Source organism: Pigmentiphaga humi, assembly GCF_900606115.1.
Taxonomy (GTDB): domain Bacteria; phylum Pseudomonadota; class Gammaproteobacteria; order Burkholderiales; family Burkholderiaceae_B; genus Pigmentiphaga; species Pigmentiphaga humi.
Genome location: NZ_UWPJ01000033.1, coordinates 1 through 25,252, shown reverse-complemented (window position 1 = coordinate 25,252; position 25,252 = coordinate 1). Strand labels below are relative to the sequence as shown.

Below are 25,252 nucleotides of genomic sequence, written 5' to 3'. Positions count from 1 at the left end.
CCCGAACCCCCACCTACCCGCCAACCCTTTTCCCCAAGAAAATATCCCAGCTCCACTGAAGGGAACCGCAGCCATGAGCCAAACCACGAATACGACAGAAACCCTGGGCTTCCAGACCGAAGTCAAGCAGTTGCTGCACCTGATGATCCACTCGCTGTACAGCAACAAAGAAATCTTCCTGCGCGAACTCGTCTCCAACGCCTCCGACGCCTGCGACAAACTGCGCTTCGAAGCCATCGACCGCCCCGAACTGCTGGAAGGCGGCGGCGAACTGGCCATCCACGTCGGCTACGACAAAGCCGCGCGCACCATCACCATCTCCGACAACGGCATCGGCATGACCCGCGACGAGGCCATCGCCAACCTCGGCACCATCGCCCGCTCCGGCACCCGCGAATTCTTCCAGCAGCTCACCGGCGACAAACAGAAAGACGCCCAGCTGATCGGCCAGTTCGGGGTAGGCTTCTACTCCTCCTTCATCGTGGCCGACAAAGTCGAAGTCCTGAGCCGCCGCGCCGGCGCGCCGGCCGACCAGGCCATCCGCTGGGAATCCCGCGGCGACGGCGAATTCACCATCTCGCCCGCCGAAAAAACCGGCCGCGGCACCGACATCGTCCTCACCCTGCGCGAAGGCGAAGACGACTTCCTGTCGTCCTGGAAACTGCGCGACATCCTGCGCCGCTACTCGGACCACATCTCCATCCCCATCCGCATGAAAAAAGAAGAATGGGATGCCGAGAAATCCGAAACCGTCGTCAAGGACGAAGAAGAAACCGTCAACCAGGCCAGCGCCCTGTGGACCCGCAGCAAATCGGACATCACCGACGAGCAGTACCGGGAGTTCTACAAGCACATCGCGCACGACTTCGAAGACCCGCTCGCCTGGACCCACAACCGCGTCGAAGGCCGCAGCGAATACACCCAGCTGCTGTACGTGCCCAAGCGCGCGCCCTTCGACCTGTGGGACCGCAACCGCAAACACGGCGTCAAGCTCTACGTCAAGCGCGTCTTCATCATGGACGATGCCGAACAGCTGCTGCCGGCCTACCTGCGCTTCGTGCGCGGCGTGATCGACTCGGCCGACCTGCCGCTGAACGTCTCGCGCGAAATCCTGCAAGAGAGCCGCGACGTCAAGGCGATCCGCGAAGGCAGCGCCAAGCGCGTGCTGGGCATGCTCGAAGACATGGCCGAGAACCGCAAGGACGACTATGCGGCGTTCTGGACCGAATTCGGCCAGGTGCTCAAGGAAGGCGTGGGCGAAGACGCCGCCAACCTCGAACGCATCCTGAAACTGCTGCGCTTCGCCTCCACGCAGGAAGGCACGCCCGCGCAGACCGTGGCGCTGGCCGACTACGCGGCGCGCATGAAGGAAGGCCAGGACAAGATCTACTACGTCACCGCCGAAACCTTCGCCGCCGCCAGCAACAGCCCGCACCTGGAAATTTTCCGCAAGAAAGGCATCGAAGTGCTGCTGCTCTCGGACCGCGTCGACGAATGGATGCTGTCCTTCATCCGCGACTTCGACGGCAAGGAGCTGGTGTCCATCGCCAAGGGCGGCCTGGACCTGGGCGCGCTGGCCGACGAGACCGAAAAGAAGCAGCAGGAAGAGGTCTCCGAGGAGTACAAGCCGGTGGTCGATCGCCTCAAGGAAGCGCTCGGCGATGCGGTCAAGGACGTGCGCGTCACCTTCCGCCTGGTCGATTCGCCCGCCTGCGTGGTGGTCGACAGCGAGGACATGAGCCAGCACCTGCAGCGCCTGCTCAAGGCCGCCGGCCAGGCCGCGCCCGAGTCCAAGCCCATCCTGGAGATCAACCCGGGCCATGCGCTGATCGAGCGCGTCAAGCAGGCCGGCGAAGGCGAGTTCAAGGAGTGGGCCAGCCTGCTGCTCGACCAGGCCCTGCTGGCCGAAGGCGCCAGCCTGGAAGATCCCGCCGCGTTCGTGCGCCGCATGAACAGCCTGCTGCTGGGCCGGGCTTGAGCCGGGCGCGCCAGCCCGCCGGGCGCGGGCGCCCGGCGGCGTCCGGGCCGAGCGAACTGGACGACCCGACCTTTTCCGAGGAAGACGGTGTTCGCTACCTGCACTTCGGCAGCCCCTGGGTGCAGGGCGCGATGAAAGTGCGCAGCCCGTTCTCGCTGGTGCTGGAATACACGCGCCAGATGATGGCGTGGCTGCTGTTCCTCGAGCAGCCGGGCGCCGACGAAGACGCCATCGGCACCCTCGGGCTGGGCGCCGGTTCGCTGGCGCGCTACTGCCTCAAGCATACCGACAGCCGGATCCAGGCGGTCGAATGGAATCCGCGCGTAACCGCCGCCTGCCGCGCCTATTTCCGCCTGCCCGACGACGGCGAGCGCTTCGCCGTCACCCACGCCGATGCCGGCGAATGGGTGCTGGACATCGCCAACCGCGGCACCTGCCGCGCTTTGATGGTCGATCTGTACGACCACGCCGCGCGCGGGCCGGTGCGCGATTCCGTCGCCTTCTACCGGGGCTGCCGGCGCGTCGTCAGCGCCCACGCGCACCAGGCCGGCGTGGTCACCGTCAACCTGTTCGGCGCGCACGAAAGCTTCGAGCACAACCTGCGCAACCTGCAGGAAGCCTTCGAGGGCCGTGTCTTGCTGCTGCCCGAGATCGAAGAGGGCAACCGCGTCGCGATCGCGCTGGCCGGACCAGCCCTGGGCATCGATGCGCAGATGCTGCTGGCGCGCGGCGAGGAAGTCGAGCGCCGCTACGGCCTGCCGGCGCGCAAATGGGCGCGCTCGCTCGCCCCGGAGGCCGGCAGGCTGTGACGCAGTCTCCGGAGCTGAGCGGCTTTCCGCCCGTGTTGGCGCCCGACGCCGCCATCCTGCTCCTGGGCAGTTTTCCCGGCGTCGCCTCGTTGGCCCAGGCCCAGTACTACGCCCATCCGCGCAACCAGTTCTGGCGCCTGCTGGGCGCCTGCCTGGAGGTCGAGGCCTTGCACCTGCTGCCCTACGAGGAACGCCTGCGGGTCGTCGTTCGCCACCGCGTCGGCATCTGGGACGTCGTCGCCAGTTGCCGGCGCAAGGGCAGCCTCGATGCCGCCGTGACCGGGGCCGAGGTCAATCCGCTCGCCGCCTACTTGCGGGAGCACGCGCCGCGGCTCGAGTGCATCGGCTTCAACGGCGGCCTGTCCTGGAAGCTCGGCCGCCATCTGGCCGATCACGGCTACCGCGTGTGCCGGCTTGCTTCTTCGTCGCCTGCTGCCGCGATGTATAGCTTCGAGCAGAAACTGGAGCAATGGCGGCCCCTGTTCGCATGTCGGTCGTGATCTCCTGCTGCAGCAAGTCGTCCGTCAGGTGGCGGATTTCCTGGATCAGGGCCTTGCTCGCGGTCGACAGCATGGTGTCGCGCCGGTAGGCGACGCCGATCAGGTGCGTGCTCAGCAGCTTCTTGCGCACCGCAGGCTGGAGCGGAAGCTCCACGATGTTCCCGGTGTGCTTTTCCAGGCGCGCGGAGTCGTAGCGGGCCAGGCCGATGCAATCGCTCGCCACCAGCGTCGAGCGGAAGAAATAAAAGGAATCGGTACGGATCACGCTGTTGGCGAAGGGCGTGCCCTGCGCGCGCATCATCTGCCTGAGCATGACTTCCAGCTGCGAACATTCCGATAGCACCAGCCAGGGGTACTCGGCCAGGTGGGCGCCGGCGCCGTCGAAGGTCGCCAGTATCGGGTGGTCGGCGCGCACGAACAGCGCGGTGCGATCGGGAAAGAGCGGTTCGGACACCAGCTCGTCGGCATATTCGTCGTCTTCGATGCCGACGATGACGAAATCCAGGTCGCCGCGCAGCAGCGGACCCAGCATGCTGCTGCGATGGCCGAACCGGTAGTTCACCGTCAGCCGCCGGGCGCGCTGCGTCAGGTTCAAGGTGGCCTTGGGCAGGATCTGGTTCTGCAGGAGGCCGGGCACCACGCCCACATTGACCTCGCCCATCGATACGTCGCGCAGGGCGCGCGCTTCGCTTTCCAGCTTGCGGAACTCCGCGTCGACCAGCTTGGCGCGGGTATAGATGGTTTCGCCGAACGAGGTCAGGCTCACGCCGCGCGCGTTGCGCGTGAAGAGCTCGACCCCCAGCGCTTCTTCCAGGTCTTGCAGATCTTTCGTCAGCGACGGCTGCGACACGTTCAGGTGAGCGGCCGCCTTGTTGATGCTGCCGAGTTCGGCTATGGCCAGAAAGCGTTTGAGGGTGCGCAGGTTCATGCCGGCAGCATATCAATATTTCCGATAACTGATGAATAAAATTGTATTTGTAGACTATAGCTAGCCTACGTATTCTGTGGCTCATGAGCAGCCCGCCGCGAGCGGGCGCCGGAAAACGAAAAGCCGGGCCGTCGTCCGGCAGGTGGAGCAGAGACAGCATATGAGTGCGAAGCTCAGGGAAGAGCGGCTTGCCCGCTTGCGGACCGCGATGGAGCAGGCAGGCCTGGACCTGCTGGCGGTGACGGGCAATGCCTGGCGCAGCGACTATCTGCGCTACGCGCTGGACGTGACGCCGATGGAAGGCCAGGCCGTGGCCTTCGTCACCGCGAACGACGCCTGGCTGATGGTCGAGACCCCCGCCGAGGCCGAGCGCATCGCGGCGGAGCAGCCCGCCCTGAAGGTGGAGTGGACCGCCGAGCTGCTGGCCCGGGCGCGGCGCACGCTGGATGCCGCCCGGCCCGAGCGCGCCGGCCTCGCGCCCGCCCATTCGACGCCTGCCCTGCTCGCGCTCAGCGCCGCGGGCGCAGGGATGCCGGCGGCCACCGCCATGCTCGACGGCCTGATGGTGCGCAAGACCGCCGCCGAGGCGGACCGGGTGGAACAGGCGGTGCGCCTGGCCGACGAAGGCTACGAAGTTTTCCGCGCGGCCGCCCGGGTGGGCAAGCAGGAATTCGAGCTGGTGGGCGAGCTCGAGGCCTGGCTGCGGACCCAGGGCTGTCCGGAGAATTTCATGATCATGGGATCGGGCGGCAAGGAAGTCCGCACCATGCGCCCGCCTGGCGAGCGCCGCCTGGCCGCGGGCGACCTGGTCACGACGGAGCTCACGCCCTGTCTGGACGGATACTACGCGCAGATCTGCCGCACCCTGGTGCTGGGCGAACCTACGCGCGAGCAGCTCGATTCCTACCAGGTGTACGTGGAAGCGCTCGAGGCGGGCATTGCCGCGGTGAAGCCGGGCAATACCCACGGCGACGTGGCGCGCGCGCAGAACGACGTATTCCGCCGCTACGGCCTGGGCGAATACGTGACCTCGAAGTACACCCGCGTGCGCGGCCACGGCATGGGGCTCTACGTCGACGGCCCGCACGTGCTGGAAGACGTCGAGCTGGCGCTGGAGCCCGACATGACCCTGGTGGTCCATCCCAACACCTATCACCCCGTTGCCGGCTACATCGTGCTGGGCGACACCGTGCGCGTGACCGCCGGCGGCTGCAAGGTGCTGACCCGCACGCCGCGCGAGCTGCGCAGCGCCCCGGCCGAGCTGGCCTGATTCGGCATTCACGAAAAAGGATTCGTTTTATGCGTCGCGGACTCATGAGCTGGTCGCGGGAAGAACTGCCGGCCTCGGTGCTGGACGAGCGCGTTGCGCGCTTGCAGGCCGGCATGAAGCAGGAAGGCCTGGCGGCCGTGCTGGCCTATACCTCTTTCGCCGAGCCGGCCGCCGTGCATTGGCTGAGCAATTTCACGCCGTACTGGAGCGAGGCGATGCTGCTGGTGCTGCCCGGCGAGGCGCCGATCCTGCTGGCGTCGCTCACCCCGCGCGTGCACGGCTGGATACGCGAAGTCTCGCATCTGGGGGAGGTCGTGTCCGCGCCCAGGCTGGCCCAGGGCGTGCTCGAGACGCTGGCCGGCAAGGGCGTGCAGCGCGGTTCGCGCATCGGCGTGGTCGGCCTGGACAGTCTGCCGGCGGCGGTGGCCTTGCCGCTGATGGAGACTTGGGGAGCCGCGGCGATCGTCGATGCCGCGCCCTTGTTCGCGTCGCTGCGCCAGCCTTGCGGCAAGGAAGCGCTGGCGCTGGCGGACCGTGCGCTGGGCATCGGCCTGCGCGCCGCGGCCGGGGTGCCGGCCGATGTGCGCAACACGTCGGAACTGGCGGCGGCCGTGGAGGCCAGCGCCCGCGCCGCAGGCGCCGAGGAGGTGCTCTACCGCGTGGCGCCCGACCTGTCGCGCGGCGGCGCGCTGCGGCGGCTGGAGGGCGAGTTCCCGCTCGGCCCGGCCTATGCCCTGGAGCTGTCGGTGGCCTACAAGGGCCATTGGATCCGCGTGGGCGGCAGCCATGCGCGCGAAGCGCGTCCGGCAGGCTGGGACGCGGCCCAGGTCTGGTTCGCCGACAGCTTGTCGCGCCTGGCCGAGCACGGCGCCGACGAGCTGGCCGCCGCGCCGGGCCGCGAATCGCGCTGGACGCTGGAATCGTGCATAGGCGTGCAGCCCTTGGCGCTGGCGCGCACCCACGAACAGGAATTCGCGCGCCTGCCGCCCGGCAGCCTGGCGGTGTTTTCCGCCCACGCGGCGCTGGACGGCGGCCATTGGTACCAGAGCGCGCCGCTGGTGCTCGGCGGCGGGCAGCGCGGCCAGGCGCTGCGCGGCTGACGCGCGGCCCGAAAAACGAACTTGGCGCATGGAAGCGCCGGAACACAAGGAGACAATGCTTATGTCCAAGCACATCGTGCGGCGGCTGCTGGCGGCCGCATCGCTGGCCCTGCCCTGTGCCGCGATGGCGGCCGGCTATCCCGACAAAATGATCAAGATCGTCGTGCCGGTGCCCGCCGGCGGCGCGGCCGATACCCTGGCACGCCTGGCCGGCGAAGGCGTCCAGAAGAAATGGGGCCAGCCGGTCGTGGTGGAAAACCGCGCCGGCGCCAACGGCAACATCGGCGGCGAGGCGGTCTACCGCGCCGAGCCCGACGGCTACACCTTCCTGGTCTCGCCGCCCACGGCGATCGCGATCAACCAGAGCTTCTACAAGAAGCTCGCCTACGATCCGAACCGCTTCGTGCCGGTGTCCATCATCGCCGCCAATCCGAACGTGCTGCTGGTGCATCCGAAGGTGCCGGCGAAGACGCTGCAAGAGCTGATCGCCTATGCCAAGGCCAACCCGGGCAAGCTCAACTTCGCCTCGGGCGGCACCGGGTCCACGCCGCACCTGGCGGGCGAGCTGCTGAAGATGATGGCCGGCATCGACATGGTCCACATTCCCTACAAGGGCGGCCCGCCCGCCTATTCCGACCTGATGGCTGGGCAGGTGGACGTGATGTTCCAGGGCCTGGCCACCGCCTTGCCGCAGATCCGCGAAGGCAAGCTGCGGGTGCTGGCCATCGGCGGCGAGAAGCGCCATCCGGCCCTGCCCGACGTGCCCACGCTGAACGAAACCATGCCGGGCTTCATCTCGGTGTCGTGGACCGGCATGGTGGCGCCTCCGGGCACGCCGGCCGACGTCGTCGCCAAGGTGTCGGCGGCGATCCGCGAGGAACTGATGGTCAACGGTGCCGGCAAGGAAATCAAGGGCCTGGATGCGCGCGACCTGATCGCCAGCAGCCCGGCCGAGGCGGAACGTTTCATCAAGGAAGAAGTGGCCCGCTGGGGCAAGGTGATTCATTCGACCGGCATCAGCATCGACTGACACCGGTTCTCTCAGGAGTTTTTCATGCGTGAAGCCATCACGGGGCCGGCCACCTGGCGCGGTCCTGAAATCAAGGACAGCAAGGACTGGGTCTATGAGTTCGCCCCGGCCGAGATCGAGGAAATCGATGCCGCGCTGCGCAACGTGCGCGCGCAGGGCAAGCTCATCTCGACCATGACGCGCGAAGACTTTCCGCTGCCGACGGTATCGAAGGTGATCGCCCATGCCCGCGAGCAGATCGAGAACGGCCTGGGCCTGCAATTGCTGCGCGGCATCCAGGCCGAGCGCTACAGCAAGGACGACCTGCGCATCATCTACTGGGGCATGGGCCAGCATATGGGCACCGCCGTTTCGCAGAGCGCGAAGGGCGACATCCTGGGCGACGTGCGCAACCTCGGCATCGACATCAACAGCCCGCAGGGCCGGGGCTACACCTCCAACCAGAAGCTGACCTACCACACCGATTCCTGCGACGTGGTGGCGCTGTTCGTGCTGCGCACCGCCCGCAACGGCGGCCTGAGCATGATCGCCAGCTCGCAGGCCATCCACAACGAGATCCTGAAGCAGCGTCCCGATCTGCTGGAAGTGCTGTACCAGCCGTTCTACTGGAGCTGGCAGGGGCAGGAAGAGCCGGGGCAGCAGCCGTACTACCAGCAGCCCGTCTTTTCGATGCACGAAGGCAAGTTCTCGTGCCGCTACGTGCGCACGCACATCCGCTCGGCCCAGCGTTTTCCCGAAGTGCCCCGCCTGACGCCGATCCAGGAAGAAGCGCTGGATTTCCTCGACAGCCTGTCGGGCAGCACCGACTTTCATTTCTCGATGATGTTCCGGCCGGGCGACCTGCAATTCCTGAACAACCACGTGATGCTGCATTCGCGCACCGCGTTCGAGGATTTCGACGAGCCGGAGAAAAAGCGCCACCTGTTGCGCATGTGGCTGTCGGTGCCGAACAGCCGCGCCCTGAGCCCGGCCCTGGGCACCATCTACCGGGACCAGCGCGCGGGCGCGGTGCGGGGCGGCTTCCCGTCGCGCACGGGCAAGCTGATCTACGAGACCGTGGGCAGCATCGAATAAGGCGGGAGGGCCTATGTTGTACGAAGCGGAGCGGGGTCGCATCAAACTGGCGTTCGTCGGCGACATGATGTTGTCGAGGGCATTGAAGCCGTACGCCGAAGACGACTACCTGGCGCTGGTCGAGCTGCTGCGGGACGCCGATGCCAGCTTCGGCAACCTGGAGACCACCGTGCGCGAGGCCGGGGAGGGCGTGCCCAATTTCACGCAGGGCACGCCCATGAGCACGCCGCCGGCCTTGCTGGAGGACTTGAAGTGGATGGGCATCGACATCGTGTCGATCGCCAACAACCATGCCACCGACTATGGAGTGTCGGGGGTGCTGGCCAGCCTGGCGCACCTGGACCGCGCCGGCATCCCGTATTCCGGCGCGGGCCGTACGCTGGCCGAGGCGCGCCGGCCGGGCTACCTGGAAACGAACGCGGGCCGCGTCGGGCTGGTCTCGGCCACGTCGTTCTACCGACCCTGGAACCGCGCCGCCGATGCGCGCTCCGACAGTGCCGGCCGCCCGGGCATCAATCCCCTGGGGTTCGCGACTTCCTATACGGTGGACGACGAGTCGCTGGCGGCGCTCGGGCGCATCAGCGAGGAACTCGGCATGGCGCAGGAACAGGTGCGGCACCGTTCGCAGTTCTACGCGCCGGACGAGGTGCCGAAGAACGACGGCGACAGCGTGGCCCTGCTGGGGACGAAGTTCGTCCGCGGCAAGGGGTTCGCGGTGTCCACCAAGGTCGACGCCAAAGATGCCGAAGCCAACCTGCGCTTCATCCGGGAAGCGCGCAAGCAATCGGACTGGGTGGTCTTCTCTTTCCACTGCCACGAGTTCGGCAGCGCCGGCAAGCGCACCGCGCCGACCGACGTGGAACTGGAAGCGTCCGCGCAGTTCGCCATCGAATTCGCCCACGCCGCGGTCGAGGCCGGCGCGCACGTCGTGGCAGGCCATGGGCCGCACCTGACCATGGGGGTCGAGATCTACCGGAACGCGCCGATTTTCTACAGCCTGGGCAATTTCCTCTTCCAGAACGAAACCATCCAGGCCTTTCCCGCCGAGGCCTACGGCCGATTCGGCCTGGACGCGCAGGCCACGCCCTCGGAGTTCCTGGACGCGCGTACGGGCAGCGACAGCCGCGGCTTTCCGGCCTCCCGCGAGTTCTGGGAGGGCTGCCTGGCCACCTGTGAATTCGACGCGGGCCGGCTGGCCGCGGTGCGTCTCTATCCCGTGGACATGGGCTTTGGCCGGCCGCGCGGCCAGCGGGGCAGGCCGATGCTGGCCCGGGGCGGGAATGCCCGGCGCATCCTGGAGCGCATCGCCCGCCTGTCGCGTCCTTTCGAGACCCGCCTGGATATCGAAGGGGACGTCGGCGTCCTGCGGCTGCAGGAGCGGGCATGAAACGCCTGGCCATCCTCGACGACTACCTGCACCTGGCGCTGCGCTCGGCGGATTGGAGCGTGCTGGAGCCGCACTGCCGGATCGACGTGATCGACCGCAAGCTCGAGGTGCCCGACGAAGCGGCGCGGGTGCTCGAGCCCTACCACATCCTGTGCCACCTGCGGGAGCGCACGCCCATGCCGCGCGCGCTGCTGGAGCGCCTGCCCAACCTGGCGTTCATGACCGTCACGGGCAAGGCGCACCGCACGCTCGACATGCAGGCGGCGGCCGAGCGCGGCATCGTCGTTTCGCACGTGTCGTCCGCGGTGCAGGGGTCGAGCGCGACGCCGGAGCTGGCCTGGGGCCTGATCCTGGCCGCCGCGCGCCATATTGCCTACGAGGATAGAAGCGTGCGCGCCGGGTACTGGCAGCGCACCGCGGGAATGGTGCTCGAGGGCAAGACGCTGGCGCTGCTGGGCCTGGGCCGCATCGGCCAGCGCATGGCCGCCATCGCCCAGGCTTTCGGCATGAAGGTGATCGCCTGGAGCCCCAACCTGACCGAAGAAGCGGCCGCCGCCTGCCAGGTGCGCCGCGTCGACAAGGACACGCTGTTCGCGCAGGCGGACGTGCTCAGTATCCACGTCGTGCTGAGCGAGCGTTCCCGCCACCTCGTTGGCGCGAGGGAACTCGCGTTGATGAAGCCGGAGGCGCTGCTCGTCAACACCGCAAGAGGCCCCATCGTGGATGAAGAGGCGCTGGTCGAGGCGCTCAGGCGGAACCGGCTGGCCGGCGCGGGGCTGGACGTGTTCGAGCACGAGCCCCTGCCGGCGGATCATCCGCTGACCCGCATGGACAACGTCGTGCTCACGCCGCACCTGGGCTATGCGACGCGCGAAACGATAGCCGGGTTCTACCAGGCGACCGTGGCCGGCGTGGCGGCCTATCTGGCGGGCAAACCCGTCGGATTGCGGTAGGGGCTCATTCTTCCACCAGCTTGCGCCGCCGCAAGATCGCGTGTATCTGCCCCAGCCGCTTCTCCGGATCCAGGTCGGCCAGCAGATGACGCTGCTGCGGCGGCAGCAGCGGCAACAGCTCCGCCCAGCGGTCGGCCACCCAGCCGCATTCGTCCAGCCTGAACGGCGGGGCGATGGGCATGTCGGCCAGCGGCACGTGCTTGTGCTGCAGGTCCGCGATCAGGCTGCCGAGCAGGTTGGCGCAGGATTGCAGCGCCTCGGGAATCGGCACTGCGGGATCTTCCGGAATTTCCTCTATCGCGCCGCTCCACAGCCCGTATTTGCCCAGCTCGCTCGACACCAGCCGGAAGCGCAGGGCGCCGGTGCAGCGCAGCTGCAGCAGGCCGGGCTGGGGGGCGTCCCAGTCCGCTATCCGGGCCAGCGTGCCGTAGTCGGCCAGCACTTCGCGTCCCTCCGGCGTGCGGACTTCGTGGCCGGCCAATAGCGGCACCACGCCGAACGGCGTCTGGTTGGCGATGCACTGCCTGATCATGTCGAGATAGCGGACCTCGAATACGCGCAGGTGCAGCACGCCGTCGGGATAGAGGGCGCGGCCCAGCGGAAACAGCGGGGTCGTCGTAGGCATGGCGGGCGCTCCGGGACGCTCAGGCATGGCGCGCGGGAATGCGCGGCAGGCTTGCTTCAAGCATAGCGGATCGGCAGCGTGCCGGCTCGCGCCTGGCGGAGCTCAGTCCTGGAGCGGCGAGATCGCCTGGTCGGCGCAGGTGCGCAGCAGGTCCGCGAGCGGGCCCTGGGGCAGGATCAATTCCGGATCGATGTCCGCGAGCGGCCGCAGCACGAAGGCGCGCTGGTGCATGCGCGGGTGCGGCAGCGTCAGCCGCGGCGTATCGAGCCGCAGCGCGTCGTAGCACAGCAGGTCCAGGTCCAGCGTGCGCGGCGCGTTGGGATAGGGACGCCGGCGTCCGTGGCGCTGTTCGATGGCTTGCAGCAGGTCGAGCAGGGCCAGGGGAGCCAGGGCGGTGCGCAGGCGCACGACCGCGTTGACGTAGTCCGGGCCGGTGGCGTCCACCGGGGCGGTGCGGTAGAAGCGCGAGAGCGCCTGTTGCTCGACGCCGGGCTGCGCGGCGAGGTCGGCCAGGGCCTGCCGCAGCGTGGCGGCGGCGTCGCCCAGGTTGGCGCCCAGCGCTACCCAGGCCGTGTGAGGCATTTCTGCGTTCATTCCGCGCCGGCCGGCGCGGCTCCGCCTTCGCCGCCCGCCGGATGCGTCTTGGGCTTGCTGCGGCGGCGGCGCTTGCGCGCCGGCGCGTCGCCGGACGCGCGTGGCTGCCGGGCCAGGTCTTCGAGCATCGCGGCGCGCTCGGCGTCGCCGGCGTCGGCCAGGTCCATCCACCATTGCGCCAGCACGCTGTCCACCTCGCCGGTCGCGGCCCGCAACTGCAGGAAGTCGCAGGCGGCGCGAAAGCGCGGCTGTTCGAGCATGCGCCAGGCGGACTTGCCCTGGCGGCGCTCGAAGCGCGGCTGCATGAACCAGATCTCGCGCATGTCGGAGACGAAGCGGCGCTGGATGGCCAGTTTCTCGGTCTGGTCGTCCAGCACCGAGTCGACCGCCTGGCCCAGCGCGGGAATGGGCAGTTCGCCCGCGGCCTGGTGCTGCTGCCAGCGCTGGTTGACCTGCTGCCAGAGCAGCGCGGCGAACAGGAAGCTCGGACTGATGGATTTGCCGCTGCGCACGCGCACGTCGGTGCGTTCGAGCGCGAGCTTGACGAACTGTTCGCCGCCGGGCTGTTCGAGCACGACGTCGAGCAGCGGCAGCATGCCCTTGTGCAGGCCTTCGGCGCGCAGCCGGCGCAGGCAGTCCAGCGCATGCCCGCAGGTCAGCATCTTGAGCATTTCGTCGAACAGCCGCGAGGCCGGCACGTTCTCGATCAGGTGCGCCATGTCGCGGATGGGCGCCTTCGTGGCCGGCGCGATGGTCAAGCCCAGCTTGGCGGCAAAGCGCATGCAGCGCAGCATGCGCACCGGGTCTTCACGGTAGCGCTTGGCCGGGTCGCCGATGATGCCGACGACCTTCTTCTGCAGGTCGGCCACGCCGTTGTGGTAGTCGATGACGATCTCGGTGGCCGGATCGTAGTACAGCGCGTTGAGCGTGAAGTCGCGGCGCGCGGCGTCTTCCTCGAGTGTGCCGAAGACGTTGTCGCGCAGGATGCGGCCGTGCTCGTCGGTAGTCTGTTCGTCCGTGCCGGAGGCGCGGAAGGTCGAGGTCTCGATGATCTCCTGGCCGAACACCACGTGCACCAGGCGGAAGCGCCGGCCGATGATGCGCGCGCGGCGGAACAGCGGCTGGATCTGCTCGGGCGTGGCGTTGGTGGCGATGTCGAAATCCTTGGGCTGGGCGCCCACGATCAGGTCGCGCACCGCGCCGCCGACGATGTAGGCCTCGTAGCCGTGCTCGTGCAGCACGTCGCACACCTTGATGGCGTGGCGCGACACCAGGCGGCGGTCGATACCGTGTTTTTCTTTGGGGACGCGCAGCGGGGCATGCCGCTTGACGCCCAGGATGGGGCGCGGCGCCCGCGGCGTGAAGAGTTTGCTGATGAGCTTTTTGATCATGCGAACAGATCCATGATGCGCCAGTTCCGTTGGCTCGCCAGCTCGCGCAGGGCGGGGGACGGATTGACGGCGACCGGGTCGGTCACCACTTCGAGCAGCGGGACGTCGTTCATTGAGTCGCTATAGAAAAAGGATTGCCCGAAATCCGACAGTTGCCGGCCCTGCGCGGCCAGCCATTCATTGACGCGGACCACCTTGCCTTCGCGGAAGCACGGCGTGCCGACCATGCGGCCGGTGTAGCGCCCGGCTGCGTACTCGGGCACGGTGCCCAGCAGGACGGGCACGCCGAAGGCGCGCGCGATGGGGGCGGTGACGAAGGTGTTGGTGGACGTGGCGATGGCGCAAAGATCGCCGGCCTCCAGGTGGGCGCGCACCAGCGCCAGGGCCTGCTCGGTAATGGCGGGGCGGATCACCTGCGCCATGAAGTCTTCGTGCCAGCGCGCCAGGTCGTAGGGCGTGTTGCTGGCCAGCAGGCCCAGCATGAATTCGGCCGATTCCGCGGCGGTGAGCAGGCCGGCATCGTAGCGCTGCATCAGCTCTTCGTTCTTGGCGCAGGCGGCCGCGGGGTCGCCGACGTAGCCGCCGCGGGCCAGGAAATCGGCCCAGAGGTAGTCGCTGTCGAGCGGCAGCAGGGTGTGGTCGAGGTCGAACAGGGCGAGGCGGGACGAGGGCGCGAGGGAGGTCATGACAACGGAGAATACGACTGATTCGGGGATGGGTGGGGCTGTTCGGCCAGCATGGCGCGCAGCAGCGGCACGGTGATGGGGCGCTTGGCCGCCAGGGAATAGTGGTCCAGCGCGTCGAGCAGCGCGGCGAGCTGGCGCATGTCGCGCTCGTAGTGGGTCAGGATCCAGTTGAGCACCTCGGGCGCGAGCTGCAGGCCGCGGCTGGCGGCCTGGCGGGCCAGGGCATCGGTCTTCTCGGCGTCGGACAGCACGTCGAGGCGGAATACCAGGTCCCAGCCCAGGCGGGTGCGCAGATCCTCGCGCAGTTCCAGGTTGCCGGGGGCGAGCTCGCCGGCCACGATCAGCGACAGCGCCATGTCGGTGGCGGCGGTCTCGCGCCAGCGGTTGTAGAGCGAAAACACGCAGGCCAGCCGCGGTTCGTCCAGCAGGTGCAGGTCGTCGATGGCGACCAGCCTGGGGCGGGCGCTGGATTCGTCGGGCTGGGCGACGCTCCTGTAGGCCGAGACGGGACTGCGGCTGTCCAGGTAGACCGCGTCGCGCCGGTCGGACAAGGCCCGCAGCAGGTGCGTGCGGCCGCAGCCCGCCGGCCCCCACAGGTAGACCGCGCGGGCCGGGCCGAGCGCGCGCAGCGCCGCCAGGGCCTCCGTATTGGGGCCGGCGACGTAGTTTTCCAGTGACGGCGCCGGTGCGGCGAGCACATCGAGTAGCAACTGCTTCATGAGGGGCGGCGAAGGGTGGCCTGGAGCATGGTGCGGTCAGGGCGCGGCGCGCCGGCGGCTCGAGCCGGGCCAGGGCGGAGAAGCGGACGGAAACGGCACGGGAAGCATGGCGCAGCCGGCGGCGCCAACGGGCCGTTTCCGGCCGGCAAACCGCAAATGCCGCGTGAGAATATCAAACATCGTAAAATTATAGCTTTGAGGCCAGGGGAGCACTCCGATTCCCTGGCGGCGCCCACTTTTATCGGTTCTTGCCATGTCCGCACAACAACCCAGCGCTTCTTCCCTGACCTACCGCGACGCCGGCGTCGACATCGATGCCGGCGATGCCCTGGTCGAGCGCATCAAGCCCCTGGCCAAACGCACCATGCGCGAAGGCGTGCTGGCCGGCATCGGCGGATTCGGCGCCCTGTTCGAGGTGCCCAAGAAATACCGCGAGCCCGTGCTGGTATCGGGCACCGACGGCGTGGGCACCAAGCTGCGGCTGGCCTTCTCGTGGAACAAGCACGACACCGTCGGCATCGACCTGGTGGCGATGAGCGTCAACGACATCCTGGTCCAGGGCGCCGAGCCGCTGTTCTTCCTCGATTACTTCGCCTGCGGCCGGCTGTCGGTGGATACCGCGGCAACCGTGGTCGGCGGCATCGCCAAAGGCTGCGAACTGGCCGGCTGCGCGCTGATCGGCGGCGAGACGGCGGAAATGCCGGGCATGTATCCCGACGGCGAATACGACCTGGCCGGCTTCGCCGTCGGCGCGGTCGAGAAATCCAAGGCCATCGACGGCAGCACCATCCGTCCCGGCGATGCGATCCTGGGCCTGGCGTCCAGCGGCGCGCACTCCAACGGCTATTCGCTGGTGCGCAAGATCATCGAGCGCGCCGGCGCCACGCCCGACCAGGATTTCCACGGCCAGCCGCTGCGCGACGTGGTCATGGCGCCCACCCGCATCTACGTCAAGCAGGTGCTGGCCGCCATCGAGAAGCACGACATCAAGGGCCTGGCCCACATCACCGGCGGCGGCCTGCTCGACAACGTGCCGCGCATCCTGCGCCCCGGCCTGGCCGCGCGCCTGCACCGCGATGCCTGGAAGCTGCCCGAGCTGTTCGCCTGGCTGCAGCGCGAGGGCGGCGTGGCCGATAGCGAAATGCACCGCGTGTTCAACTGCGGCATCGGCATGGTGATCGTGGTTTCCGCCGCCGAGGCCGACGCCGTGGCCGCGACGCTGCGCGAACAAGGCGAGACCGTCTATCGGCTGGGCGAGATCGTCGAGCAGCAGCCGGGCCAGGCGCAGACGGTCGTCGTCTGATCGGTGGAAAGGAAAACCAAGGCTGCTCCGGTCCGTCCGCGCGAAGTACGCATGGCGGACGTGGCCGAAGCGGCGGGCGTGGCGCCCATTACCGTTTCCCGTGCGCTGAGCGCCCCTGACTCGGTATCCCCCGAGACGCGCCGCCGCATCGACGAGGCGGTGCGCAAACTGGGCTATGTCGGCAATCGCGCGGCGGGCAGCCTCAAGTCCCGCCGCAGCAATCTCGTCGTCGTCGTGATTCCCAGCGTTACCCATCACTCCCTGGCCAGCATGATCCAGGGCCTCTCCGAGGGCCTGAACGCCTCGGGCTACCATCTGGTCCTGGCCACGAGTGGCGATTCCCGCGAGGAAGAAGAGCGCTTGTTGCGCGCTTTTTTGGCGCAGCGGCCGTGCGCGGCGGTGCTGCACAACACGGTCCATACCGCCGAATGCCGGCGCTTGCTGCGATCTTCCGGCATTCCGGTCATCGAGACGGGGGACCTGGCGGACGAACCGCTGGATGTCGCGATCGGCTACTCCAATTTCGAGGCCGCGCGCAGCATGACCCGGCATCTGCTGGACCGCGGCCATCGGCGCGTCGCCTTCGTCTACCGCTGGGCCGAGCGCAACGAGCGCACCGACGCCCGCATGGCCGGCTATCGGGCCGCCATCGAGCAAGCCGGCCTGCCGGCGGACGACGGCTTGTTGTTCGGGTCCGAGGCCGGCGTGGCCGGCGGCGCCCAGACCATGCTGCAGATCCTGAGTGAGCGGCCCGACGTCGATGCCGTGTTTTTTACCGGCAACGATGCGGGCGCGGGCGGCATCCTGGCGTGCCGCCGCGAGGGATGGGACGTGCCCGGGCGCGTCGCCATCGCAGGTTACGACGATACCGGCCTGGCGGCCTGCCTGGAGCCTACCTTGACGACGCTGCACATTCCCCGCCGCGAAATAGGCCGGGCGGCGGCGGCGGCCATTCTCGCGCGGCTGGCCGGCGCAGAGGTCGCCCGCAGGCAGGACCTCGGCTTTACGCTTTGCGCGCGCGCGAGCACCTGAATCCTGATGGCGTTTTCATATTGACCCTTTCCGGCACCCGGTGCTATCGTTTGGTATCGATACCATTCACTGCTGAAGAAAGCCCGCCTATCGCACTGGCCGATCGCCAGTTTTTTTGCACAGCGTATGGTATCGATACCATTCAACGGTGGCCGAGGAGAACGGATGAACTGCACTGAACGCCGGACCGCGCTGCGCCGCATATTGGCCGGCAGCGCCTGCGTCTACCCCGCGTCGGTTTTCGATCCGGTGTCGGCGCGCATTGCGGAAGACCTCGGCTACGAGGCCGGCATGTTGGCCGGTTCGGTCGCCTCGTTCACCGTGCTCGGCGCGCCCGACAGGGTGCTGCTGACACTGACGGAACTGGCGCAGCAGGCCCGCCGCATTTGCCGCAGCAGCCAGTTGCCGCTGATCGTGGATGCGGACCATGGATACGGCAATGCGCTGAACGTCCGGCGCACGGTCGAGGAACTGGAAGCTGCGGGCGTGGCGGGGCTGACCATCGAGGATACCGCCTTGCCCGTCGCGCATGGCAATCCCGGCAAGCACCTGGTGTCCGTTCGGGAAGCGCTGGACAAGATGCGGGCAGCCGTCGATGCGCGCAGCGATGCCGCGTTGTGCGTTTTCGGGCGGACGACGGCGTTCGGGACCGTGGCGCTGGACGACGCGCTGGCCAGGGTGGACGCCTATGCACGGACCGGCGTCGACGGTTTGTTCCTGGTGGGGATCAGCGACTGGACCCAACTCGAAGCCGTGCGGGCGCGGACGACCCTGCCGCTGCTGCTTGGCGGAACCGGGCCGCAGATGAAGGATCGAGTCCGTCTGGCCGGCCTGGGGGTAGCCATTGCACTCCAGGGGCATGCGCCGTTCCGCGCGGCGGCGCAGGCGGTCGAGGACACGCTCAGGCGCATGCGCAGCGAGGCGGGAGACGAGGTGCCGGCGCCCGACGGCGCCGTGCTGCTCGATCGCGTACTCAGGCGCGGTCGTTACGACGCCTGGATGCGCGACTACCTGGGAGCGTCTTGAGCGGCGTTCCTTCAACGAATTCTGGAGACATTTCATGCAAGTACCCCTCATGGCCTGGCCCAACGGCAAGCGCATCGCCGTGGCCGTATCCGTCATGTTCGAGACCTGGAGCGATGGAGCGGCACCCAGCTATTCCGTCCAGACCACGCATTTGAAAGGCGGGACGGTGGACCATGCGGGGCATGCGTGGTCCACGTATGGCGGCAGGGAGGGCGTGTGGCGCATCATCCGTACACTCGACCGCCGCCAGGTGCCCGCGACCTTCTTCACGAACGCCCGCTGCGCGGAAATCTATCCCGATGCCGTCAGGCAGATCGTGCGTTCCGGCCACGACGTCGCAGGCCATGCCTACACGCAGGACAAGCTGTTGACCTATATGACGCCGGACGAGGAGCGGGCCACGATTTTCCGGAGCCTGGAGGTATTGGCCGAGGCGACCGGCAAACCGCCCACGGGCTGGCTCAGCCCCGTCGTGGCCTTCACGCCCCATACGGCGGGCTTTCTTGCCGAGGCCGGCTTGACATGGCACAACGACGTCACCTACGTCGACATGCCGCACCGGATCCATACCGAGCATGGGGTGATCGCCGGTGTGCCCAAAAGCGACTTCACCGACAACCGGGTACTGAAGTCCAGCTCGCGCGGCCTGTACGAGGTCTACACCAGCACGTTCGATTATCTGTACCGGCACGAGCCGATGAGCATGCTGGTGCTGACCTTGCATTGCCACTTCGGGGGGCGGCCCATGGTCACCGCGGTATTCGACCAGATCGTCGAGTACATCGCAGGCCATCCCGACGTCTGGTTCTGCCGCCTGGAAGAACTGGGAGACTGGGCCTTGGCCCAGACCCAGGATGAGCATCCCTACCGCGGGCGCTATTTCCGGCCCTGAATCTTTCGCCGTCCGGCTGCCCGTCAGCCGCCTGGAACATCAAGGAGACAAACATGAATAAATCGATAGCCTGGCTGCTGCCGGGCCTGGCGCTGGCGGCCGCTGCTCCGGCCAGCGCGGAGTATCCGGAAAAGCCGGTGCGCATCGTCGTCGGGTCCACGGCGGGGGGCGTGACCGATACCATGGCGCGCCTGATCGGCAGCCGATTGGCCCAGCGCCTGGGGCAGTCCTTCGTCGTCGAGAACCGGGCGGGCGCCAGCGGCGTCATCGGCCTCACGGAAGTTCATCGCGCGGCGCCGGACGGCTATACGCTGACGATGGTACCGGCCAACATCGTGGTGTTCAAAGCGCTTTACAGCAATCTGAATTTCGACCCGGTGGAGGACTTCGTTCCCATCGTCCATGTCGGCAATTCGCCCATCGGCGTGTCGGTGCATGCCGATTTCCCTGCCAGGAACCTCCAGGAACTGGTGGCCTATGCCAAGAAGCAGGACGTCAGCTATGCCTCGTGCGGACCGGGAACGCCGCAGAACCTGGCTGCCGAGCAATTCCGCGACGTTGCGGGTTTGAAGCTCACACACATTCCCTACAAAGGGTGCGGACAGGCGCTGACCGACGTGCTGGCAGGGCGGGTGCCCGTGTTCTTCGCCAGCATTCCCCACATCGTCGAGGGGCAGAAAACCGGCAAGATCAAGGCTGTCGCGGTGACGGGAGCGACGCGTTCGTCCCTGCTGCCGGGCGTGCCGACGCTGGTCGAGGCGGGCTATAAGGACGTGGTCGTGGACGCATGGTTCGGACTGATCGCGGCCAAAGGAACGCCCCAGCCGGTGATCGACAAGATCAACGCGGCGGTCAACGACATGCTCAAGCAGCCCGAGATGCGCGAGAAAATGGCGGCCCAGTACGTGGATCCCGTCGGAGGCCCGGCGGACGATTTCGGCAGGCTGATTCGCCGCGATTCCGAACGGCTCAGCGCTATCGTCAAATCGGTCGGGATCAAGGTCGACTGAGCTGCCGAGGGCCGGACCGGCATGAACCGGCCGCGTCTCGCGGCCGGAGAAGGTCAGCCCACGATTTCCCGCAGCGCCGCGACCAGCGTGTCGCATTCGGCATCGGTGCCGACGGTGATGCGCAGGTACTGCCGGATGCGCGGCTGCTCGAAGTGCCGCACCAGCACCTTGCGTTCGCGCAGCGCCGCCAGCAATGCCGCGCCGGCGTGGCCGGGGTGGCGGGCGAAGACGAAGTTGGCGGCCGAGGGCAGCACTTCGAAGCCCAGGCCTTGCAGCGCCTCGGTGAGCCGGCCGCGCGAGGCGATGATGGCCTGGCGGGTCTGGTCGAAATAGGCCACGTCGTCCATGGCCGCGGCGGCGCCGGCCAGGGCCAGGCGGTCGAGCGGGTAGGAGTTGAAGCTGCTCTTGACCCGCTCCAGGCCTTCGATCAGGTGCGGCTGGCCGATGGCGTAGCCCACCCGCAGGCCGGCCAGCGAGCGCGATTTCGACAGCGTCTGCACCACCAGCAGGTTGGGATGGCGCGCGACCAGCGGCACAGCCGATTCGCCGCCGAAATCGATATAGGCTTCGTCGATGACGACGACCGAATCGGGATGCGCCTGCAGCAGGGCTTCGATGTCCGCCAGCGGCAGCAGCCGTCCGGTGGGCGCGTTGGGATTCGGCAAGATGATGCCGCCGTTGGGCTGGGCGTAGTCCTGCACGCGCAGGCCGAGGCCGTCGTCCAGCGGCACGGTGCGGTACTCGATGCCGAACAGGCCGCAGTAGACCGGATAGAAGCTGTAGGTGACGTCCGGGAACAGCAGCGGGAGATCGTGCTTGAGCAGGCCGGCGAACACGTGGGCCAGCACTTCGTCGGAACTGTTGCCGGCGAAGATGTGGTCGGGCGCTACGCCGTGGAAGCGCGCCACCGCCGTCTTGAGCACGGTGGCGTCGGGGTCGGGGTAGAGCCGCAGAGCCTCGCCCGCGGCGTGCCGGATGGCCTCCAGCGCGCGCGGCGAAGGCGGATAGGGGTTCTCGTTGGTATTGAGTTTGACCAGTCCGTCTATCTTCGGCTGTTCGCCGGGGACGTAGGGCGTCAGTTGCTGAGTGACGCGGCTCCAGTACCTGTTCATGAATCGTGTCGTCGAAAGCGGTGCGCGCGGCGACAGGCCGCGCAAGGATCCAGCATAGCAGGGCCGGGGGCGGGACGCACCGGGCCGTGTCGGCAAGGCCTCAGCCGGGTGCGCGAGTCCACGCGTCCAGGACGGGCGCGGCGGCGTCGATGACGCGCGCGGTGCTGTCCGCGGCGAGGCAATCGACGGCGATGCGGTCCGGCAGGGCCCGCAGCCACGTGATCTGCCGCTTGGCCAGTTGCCGGGTCGCCGCGATGGCCTGGCCGCGCATCTCGGCGCCGTGGATTTCGCCGGCCAGGTAGCTCCACACCTGGCGATAGCCCACGCAGCGTATGGACGGCAGTTCGGGGCCGAGCTCCGGCCACGCGCGCAGGCGGCGCACTTCATCCACCAGACCGGCTTCGAGCATGGCGTCGAAACGCTGTTCGATGCGGGCATGCAGGCCGGCACGCTCCGAGGGCTCCAGGCTCAGGTTGGCCCAGCGCAGCGCCGCATCGGGCGCGGGAGCCTGTCCGGTCAGCAGTTCCGACATGGGGCGGCCCGCCAGTGCATGGACTTCGAGGGCACGCTGGATGCGCTGGCTGTCGTTGGGCGCCAGCCGCGCGGCCGTGGCCGGGTCCACCCGCGCCAGTTCGGCGTGCATGGCGGGCCAGCCGATCTCGGCCGCGCGGGCATTGAGCTGCGCGCGCAGGACGGCGTCCGCCTGCGGCAGCTTGTCCAGGCCCTCGCGCAAGGCCTTGAAGTACATCATGGTGCCGCCCGCCAGCAGGGGAATGCGGCCGCGCGCGCGGATCGCTTCGGCCAGCGCCAGGGCCTCGGCGCGGAACTGGCCGGCGGAAAAGGTCTCGGCCGGGTCGCGTATGTCCAGCAGGTGCTGCGGGACGCGGGCGCGCTCTTCCAGGCTGGGCTTGGCGGTGCCGATGTCCATGCCGCGATAGATCGTGGCCGAATCGACGTTGATGATCTCGATGGGCCAGCGCGCGGCCAGCGCGAGCGTGGCCGCGCTCTTGCCGGCCGCAGTCGGACCCATCAGGCAGAGCAGGGGCGGTGTGCCGGGGAGTGCGGAAGCGGTCATGAAGGAACCGGCTTCAACGGCCGCGCAGGAACAGGCGGTCGAGATCGCTCACGCTCAACTGGACCCAGGTCGGACGGCCGTGATTGCATTGGTCGGCGCGCTCGGTGGCCTCCATGTGCCGCAGCAGGCCGTTCATTTCGTCCAGGTTGAGCCGCCGGTTGGCGCGCACCGCGCCATGGCAGGCCATGGTCGCGAGCAGTTCGTTGCGCTGTTCGGTGAGCAGGCGCGTGGCGCCGATTTCGGCGAAGTCGCGCAGCACGTCGCGGGCCAGGGTTTCGATGTCGGCGTGGGCGAGCGGCGCGGGCACGGCGCGCACCGCGATCGAGGCGGGGCCGGCTGGCCGCAGTTCGAAGCCCAGGCCGTCCAGCGCTTCCTCCTGTTCTTCCACCAGCGCGACGTCGCGCTCCGACGCGCGGAACACGACCGGCACCAGCAGATTCTGGCGCGGCATGCGCTGGTCGTCGAGGGCGTTCTTGAGTTGTTCGTAGACGATGCGCTCATGGGCGGCATGCATGTCCACCACCACCAGGCCGTGCCGGTTCTGGGCCAGTACGTAGATGCCGTGCAATTGCGCCACGGCCATGCCCAGCGGATGGTCGTCGTCCTGGGGCAGCGGCCGCGGCTGCGCGCCCAGGCCGCCGAGCGCCGCGGCCGGGCGCGGATAGGCGGCGGGCGCCGGAGCGGGCATCGCCGGAGCCGGCGCGAGCGGCTCGTGCAGCGCAAGAATGCGCGCGGCCTGCGCGGGGCGGTAGGGGGGGGCGGGATCGTGCAGCCGGAAGGGCAGTTGCGCGCTGGATGCCAGAGCCGGCGCGACGGCGGGGTCGGGCCGCGGCGAAGCAGCCGGCCTGGGCAGCGCGGAGGCGGCTTCATCGCCGGGGAGGGCTGCGCCCTGGCCGGGCGCGGCGCCGGCGGCATGGGCCAGCGTCTGGCCGGCCACCTGGGAGACGAAGCGGTGCACCGCGCCGCTGTCGCGGAAGCGGACTTCATGCTTGGCCGGATGGACGTTGACGTCTACGCCGGCCGGGTCCAGGTCGAGGAACAGCACGTAGGCGGGCTGGCGGTCGCCGTGCAGCACGTCGGCGTAGGCGCTGCGCAGCGCGTGGCTGACGGTGCGGTCGCGCACGAAGCGGCCGTTGACGTACAGGTACTGGCGGTCGGCGCGGGCGCGGGATGCCGTGGGCCGCGACACCACGCCGTGCAGGCTGATCGCGCCCGCGTCGGCCTGCACCGGCAGGCCGCCTTCGCCGAATTCGGCGCCGAGCACGTCATGGATGCGTCGCACCGGATCGGCCGGCAGGTATTGCTGGTGGGCGCGGTCGTGGTGGAACAGGCGGAAGGCGATGTGGCAGTGGGCCAGGGCGACGCGCTGGAAGGCCTCGGCGCAATGGCCGAATTCCGTCGCTTCCGATTTCAGGAATTTGCGCCGCGCGGGCACGGCATCGAACAACTGGCGCACGTCTACCGTGGTGCCGGGCGGACCGGAGGCGGGGGAGACCTGGCCGTCTTCCCACTGCCAGGCATGGTCGGCGCCGGCGGTGCGGGAGATCAGGGTCAGCCGGGCGACCGAGGCGACGGAGGCGAGCGCTTCGCCGCGGAACCCCATGGAGGCGACCGATTCGAGTTCGTGCAGCGAGCGGATTTTGCTGGTGGCATGGCGCGCAATGGCCAGCGGCAGTTCGTCCGGCGGGATGCCGCCGCCGTCGTCGCTGACCGCGATGCGGCGTATGCCGCCGCCTTCGAGCCGCACGTCGATCGCGCGCGCGCCGGCGTCGATGGCGTTCTCCATCAGTTCTTTCAGGACGGAGGCGGGGCGTTCGATGACTTCGCCGGCCGCGATCTGGCTGATCAGGAGGTCGGGGAGGGGGGCGATGGAGCGGCGTTCGGACATGGCAGGATTATAAGAGCCGCGGAGGCGGCGCGCCGCCGCCCGGGAAACGGTCACAATGAGCCGGACGTCGTTGGGATATAGTGTGCTCGCCCCGCCCAACCTCTAACCACCACGCCCGGTTTCCTATGCTTGAATTCCTGAATATGCTGATCCACATCGACCAGACTCTGGGTGTGTGGGTGGCAGAGTATGGCGCGTGGATCTATCTGGTCCTGTTCCTGATTGTTTTTGCCGAGACGGGGCTGGTGGTGCTGCCTTTCCTGCCGGGCGATTCGCTGCTGTTCATCGCCGGCGCGTTCGCGGCGACGGGGTCGATGCATCCGGGGGTGCTGATCGTGCTGCTGCTGGTGGCGGCGGTGCTGGGCAATACGGTGAATTATTTCGTGGGCCGCTATGTGGGGCCCAAGGTGTTTTCGCAGAATATCCGCTTTCTCGATCGCCATGCCTTGGTCAAGACCCACGCTTTCTACGAGAAGCATGGCGGCAAGACGCTGATCCTCGCTCGCTTTCTGCCTATCGTCAGGACGTTCGCGCCTTTTGTCGCGGGCGTGGGGTATATGACGCTTGCGCGCTTCCAGTTTTTCAATGTGGTGGGGGCGCTGTTGTGGGTGGTGTCGCTGGTAATGGCGGGGTATTTTTTCGGCAACCTGCCGTTGGTGCGGGAGCACCTGAATACCATCGTGCTGATCGGATTGGCGGCGGCGATCGTGCCTGTATTGCTGGGGGGCGCTTGGAAGGCGGTGCAGCATGTTAGGTCGCCGAAAGGGCGGACGCCGCCTGTGCGGTGAAAGGCTGGGTTCTTGATCCGGCCGTCTGCGTGCGGGGGGCGGTGGGGCGGGGCAGCGAAGCCGGTCCCGGCGTTGCCGGGAC

The 25,252-nt window shown here is 68.2% G+C and carries 23 protein-coding genes and 1 pseudogene; 15 read left to right on the top strand and 9 right to left on the bottom strand.

Annotated features, from left to right (window positions below; all coding sequences use genetic code 11):
• The first annotated feature begins 73 nt into the window (after nt 1-73).
• Genes htpG through PIGHUM_RS24270 form a run of 3 tightly spaced genes read left to right on the top strand, consistent with a single transcriptional unit; the run spans nt 74 to nt 3,287 of the window.
• Complete coding sequence (gene htpG / locus PIGHUM_RS20390) at nt 74-1,978, top strand: molecular chaperone HtpG (RefSeq protein ID WP_124081566.1); 1,905 nt, start codon at nt 74-76, stop codon at nt 1,976-1,978.
• Complete coding sequence (locus tag PIGHUM_RS20385) at nt 1,975-2,787, top strand: class I SAM-dependent methyltransferase (RefSeq protein ID WP_124081565.1); 813 nt, start codon at nt 1,975-1,977, stop codon at nt 2,785-2,787. The genes htpG and PIGHUM_RS20385 overlap by 4 nt, the downstream gene beginning before the upstream one ends.
• Nucleotides 2,748-3,287: a DNA-deoxyinosine glycosylase gene (locus tag PIGHUM_RS24270; protein ID WP_124081564.1), complete on the top strand. Its 540-nt coding sequence runs from the start codon at nt 2,748-2,750 to the stop codon at nt 3,285-3,287. The genes PIGHUM_RS20385 and PIGHUM_RS24270 overlap by 40 nt, the downstream gene beginning before the upstream one ends.
• A 40-nt stretch (nt 3,288-3,327) precedes the next feature.
• On the opposite strand, the pseudogene PIGHUM_RS20375 reads toward PIGHUM_RS24270, so the two are convergent.
• Nucleotides 3,328-4,215: pseudogene (locus tag PIGHUM_RS20375) on the bottom strand (LysR family transcriptional regulator); the annotation flags it as partial.
• A gap of 160 nt (nt 4,216-4,375) precedes the next feature.
• Between PIGHUM_RS20375 and PIGHUM_RS20370 the strand changes: the two are divergent.
• The 6 genes from PIGHUM_RS20370 to PIGHUM_RS20345 all read left to right on the top strand — a co-directional run bounded on the left by PIGHUM_RS20370 (nt 4,376) and on the right by PIGHUM_RS20345 (nt 11,029).
• Nucleotides 4,376-5,485, top strand: coding sequence for a M24 family metallopeptidase (locus tag PIGHUM_RS20370; protein WP_124081562.1), 1,110 nt, complete (start codon nt 4,376-4,378; stop codon nt 5,483-5,485).
• A gap of 29 nt (nt 5,486-5,514) precedes the next feature.
• Nucleotides 5,515-6,585 carry an aminopeptidase P family N-terminal domain-containing protein gene (locus PIGHUM_RS20365; protein ID WP_124081561.1) on the top strand — a complete coding sequence of 357 codons (1,071 nt, stop codon included), beginning with the start codon at nt 5,515-5,517 and terminating at the stop codon, nt 6,583-6,585.
• Nucleotides 6,586-6,646: 61 nt separating this feature from the next.
• Nucleotides 6,647-7,615, top strand: coding sequence for a Bug family tripartite tricarboxylate transporter substrate binding protein (locus PIGHUM_RS20360; protein ID WP_160142378.1), 969 nt, complete (start codon nt 6,647-6,649; stop codon nt 7,613-7,615).
• Nucleotides 7,616-7,639: 24 nt separating this feature from the next.
• Complete coding sequence (locus PIGHUM_RS20355; RefSeq protein WP_124081559.1) at nt 7,640-8,689, top strand: TauD/TfdA family dioxygenase; 1,050 nt, start codon at nt 7,640-7,642, stop codon at nt 8,687-8,689.
• Nucleotides 8,690-8,702: 13 nt separating this feature from the next.
• On the top strand, nt 8,703-10,076 hold the full coding sequence (locus PIGHUM_RS20350) for a CapA family protein (RefSeq protein WP_124081558.1): 1,374 nt from the start codon (nt 8,703-8,705) through the stop codon (nt 10,074-10,076).
• Complete coding sequence (locus PIGHUM_RS20345; protein ID WP_124081557.1) at nt 10,073-11,029, top strand: D-2-hydroxyacid dehydrogenase family protein; 957 nt, start codon at nt 10,073-10,075, stop codon at nt 11,027-11,029. Before PIGHUM_RS20350 ends, PIGHUM_RS20345 begins: the two co-directional genes overlap by 4 nt.
• A gap of 4 nt (nt 11,030-11,033) precedes the next feature.
• On the opposite strand, the gene PIGHUM_RS20340 is transcribed toward PIGHUM_RS20345, so the two are convergent.
• The 5 genes from PIGHUM_RS20340 to hda form a co-directional block, all read right to left on the bottom strand.
• The gene (locus PIGHUM_RS20340) at nt 11,034-11,654 is read right to left on the bottom strand and encodes an LON peptidase substrate-binding domain-containing protein (RefSeq protein ID WP_124081556.1); all 621 of its coding nucleotides are present in this window, start codon (nt 11,652-11,654) and stop codon (nt 11,034-11,036) included.
• A 102-nt stretch (nt 11,655-11,756) separates the two neighbouring features.
• Complete coding sequence (gene folK / locus PIGHUM_RS20335) at nt 11,757-12,248, bottom strand: 2-amino-4-hydroxy-6-hydroxymethyldihydropteridine diphosphokinase (protein WP_425466743.1); 492 nt, start codon at nt 12,246-12,248, stop codon at nt 11,757-11,759.
• The gene (gene pcnB, locus PIGHUM_RS20330) at nt 12,245-13,639 is read right to left on the bottom strand and encodes a polynucleotide adenylyltransferase PcnB (RefSeq protein ID WP_124081554.1); all 1,395 of its coding nucleotides are present in this window, start codon (nt 13,637-13,639) and stop codon (nt 12,245-12,247) included. The genes folK and pcnB overlap by 4 nt, the downstream gene beginning before the upstream one ends.
• Nucleotides 13,636-14,325 carry an HAD family hydrolase gene (locus PIGHUM_RS20325; protein ID WP_124081553.1) on the bottom strand — a complete coding sequence of 230 codons (690 nt, stop codon included), beginning with the start codon at nt 14,323-14,325 and terminating at the stop codon, nt 13,636-13,638. Before PIGHUM_RS20325 ends, pcnB begins: the two co-directional genes overlap by 4 nt.
• Entirely contained in the window at nt 14,322-15,044 is a 723-nt protein-coding gene (hda, locus tag PIGHUM_RS20320) for a DnaA regulatory inactivator Hda (protein ID WP_124081552.1), read from the bottom strand. The genes PIGHUM_RS20325 and hda overlap by 4 nt, the downstream gene beginning before the upstream one ends.
• Before the next feature lie 253 nt (nt 15,045-15,297).
• Between hda and purM the strand changes: the two genes are divergently transcribed.
• The 5 genes from purM to PIGHUM_RS20295 all read left to right on the top strand — a co-directional run bounded on the left by purM (nt 15,298) and on the right by PIGHUM_RS20295 (nt 20,307).
• Nucleotides 15,298-16,347 carry a phosphoribosylformylglycinamidine cyclo-ligase gene (purM, locus tag PIGHUM_RS20315; RefSeq protein WP_124081551.1) on the top strand — a complete coding sequence of 350 codons (1,050 nt, stop codon included), beginning with the start codon at nt 15,298-15,300 and terminating at the stop codon, nt 16,345-16,347.
• A gap of 51 nt (nt 16,348-16,398) precedes the next feature.
• Nucleotides 16,399-17,379 (top strand): LacI family DNA-binding transcriptional regulator, encoded by a 981-nt coding sequence (locus tag PIGHUM_RS20310; RefSeq protein WP_124081550.1) that lies wholly within the window; start codon nt 16,399-16,401, stop codon nt 17,377-17,379.
• Between the two features lie 165 nt (nt 17,380-17,544).
• Nucleotides 17,545-18,405 carry an isocitrate lyase/PEP mutase family protein gene (locus PIGHUM_RS20305; protein WP_124081549.1) on the top strand — a complete coding sequence of 287 codons (861 nt, stop codon included), beginning with the start codon at nt 17,545-17,547 and terminating at the stop codon, nt 18,403-18,405.
• Between the two features lie 34 nt (nt 18,406-18,439).
• Entirely contained in the window at nt 18,440-19,297 is an 858-nt protein-coding gene (locus PIGHUM_RS20300; protein ID WP_160142377.1) for a polysaccharide deacetylase family protein, read from the top strand.
• A gap of 53 nt (nt 19,298-19,350) precedes the next feature.
• Nucleotides 19,351-20,307 carry a Bug family tripartite tricarboxylate transporter substrate binding protein gene (locus PIGHUM_RS20295; protein ID WP_124081547.1) on the top strand — a complete coding sequence of 319 codons (957 nt, stop codon included), beginning with the start codon at nt 19,351-19,353 and terminating at the stop codon, nt 20,305-20,307.
• Between the two features lie 53 nt (nt 20,308-20,360).
• Here the strand turns inward: PIGHUM_RS20295 and hisC are convergent, their stop codons facing one another.
• The 3 genes from hisC to mutL all read right to left on the bottom strand — a co-directional run bounded on the left by hisC (nt 20,361) and on the right by mutL (nt 24,382).
• Complete coding sequence (gene hisC, locus PIGHUM_RS20290; RefSeq protein ID WP_124081546.1) at nt 20,361-21,419, bottom strand: histidinol-phosphate transaminase; 1,059 nt, start codon at nt 21,417-21,419, stop codon at nt 20,361-20,363.
• A 100-nt stretch (nt 21,420-21,519) separates the two neighbouring features.
• Nucleotides 21,520-22,494, bottom strand: coding sequence for a tRNA (adenosine(37)-N6)-dimethylallyltransferase MiaA (gene miaA, locus PIGHUM_RS20285; RefSeq protein WP_124081545.1), 975 nt, complete (start codon nt 22,492-22,494; stop codon nt 21,520-21,522).
• 13 nt (nt 22,495-22,507) lie between these two features.
• Nucleotides 22,508-24,382 (bottom strand): DNA mismatch repair endonuclease MutL, encoded by a 1,875-nt coding sequence (gene mutL / locus PIGHUM_RS20280; RefSeq protein ID WP_124081544.1) that lies wholly within the window; start codon nt 24,380-24,382, stop codon nt 22,508-22,510.
• A 125-nt stretch (nt 24,383-24,507) separates the two neighbouring features.
• On the opposite strand from mutL, the gene PIGHUM_RS20275 reads away from it, so the two are divergent.
• A complete protein-coding gene (locus PIGHUM_RS20275) occupies nt 24,508-25,170 on the top strand; it encodes a VTT domain-containing protein (RefSeq protein ID WP_124081543.1) in 663 nt (220 codons plus the stop codon).
• The last annotated feature ends 82 nt before the right edge of the window (nt 25,171-25,252 follow it).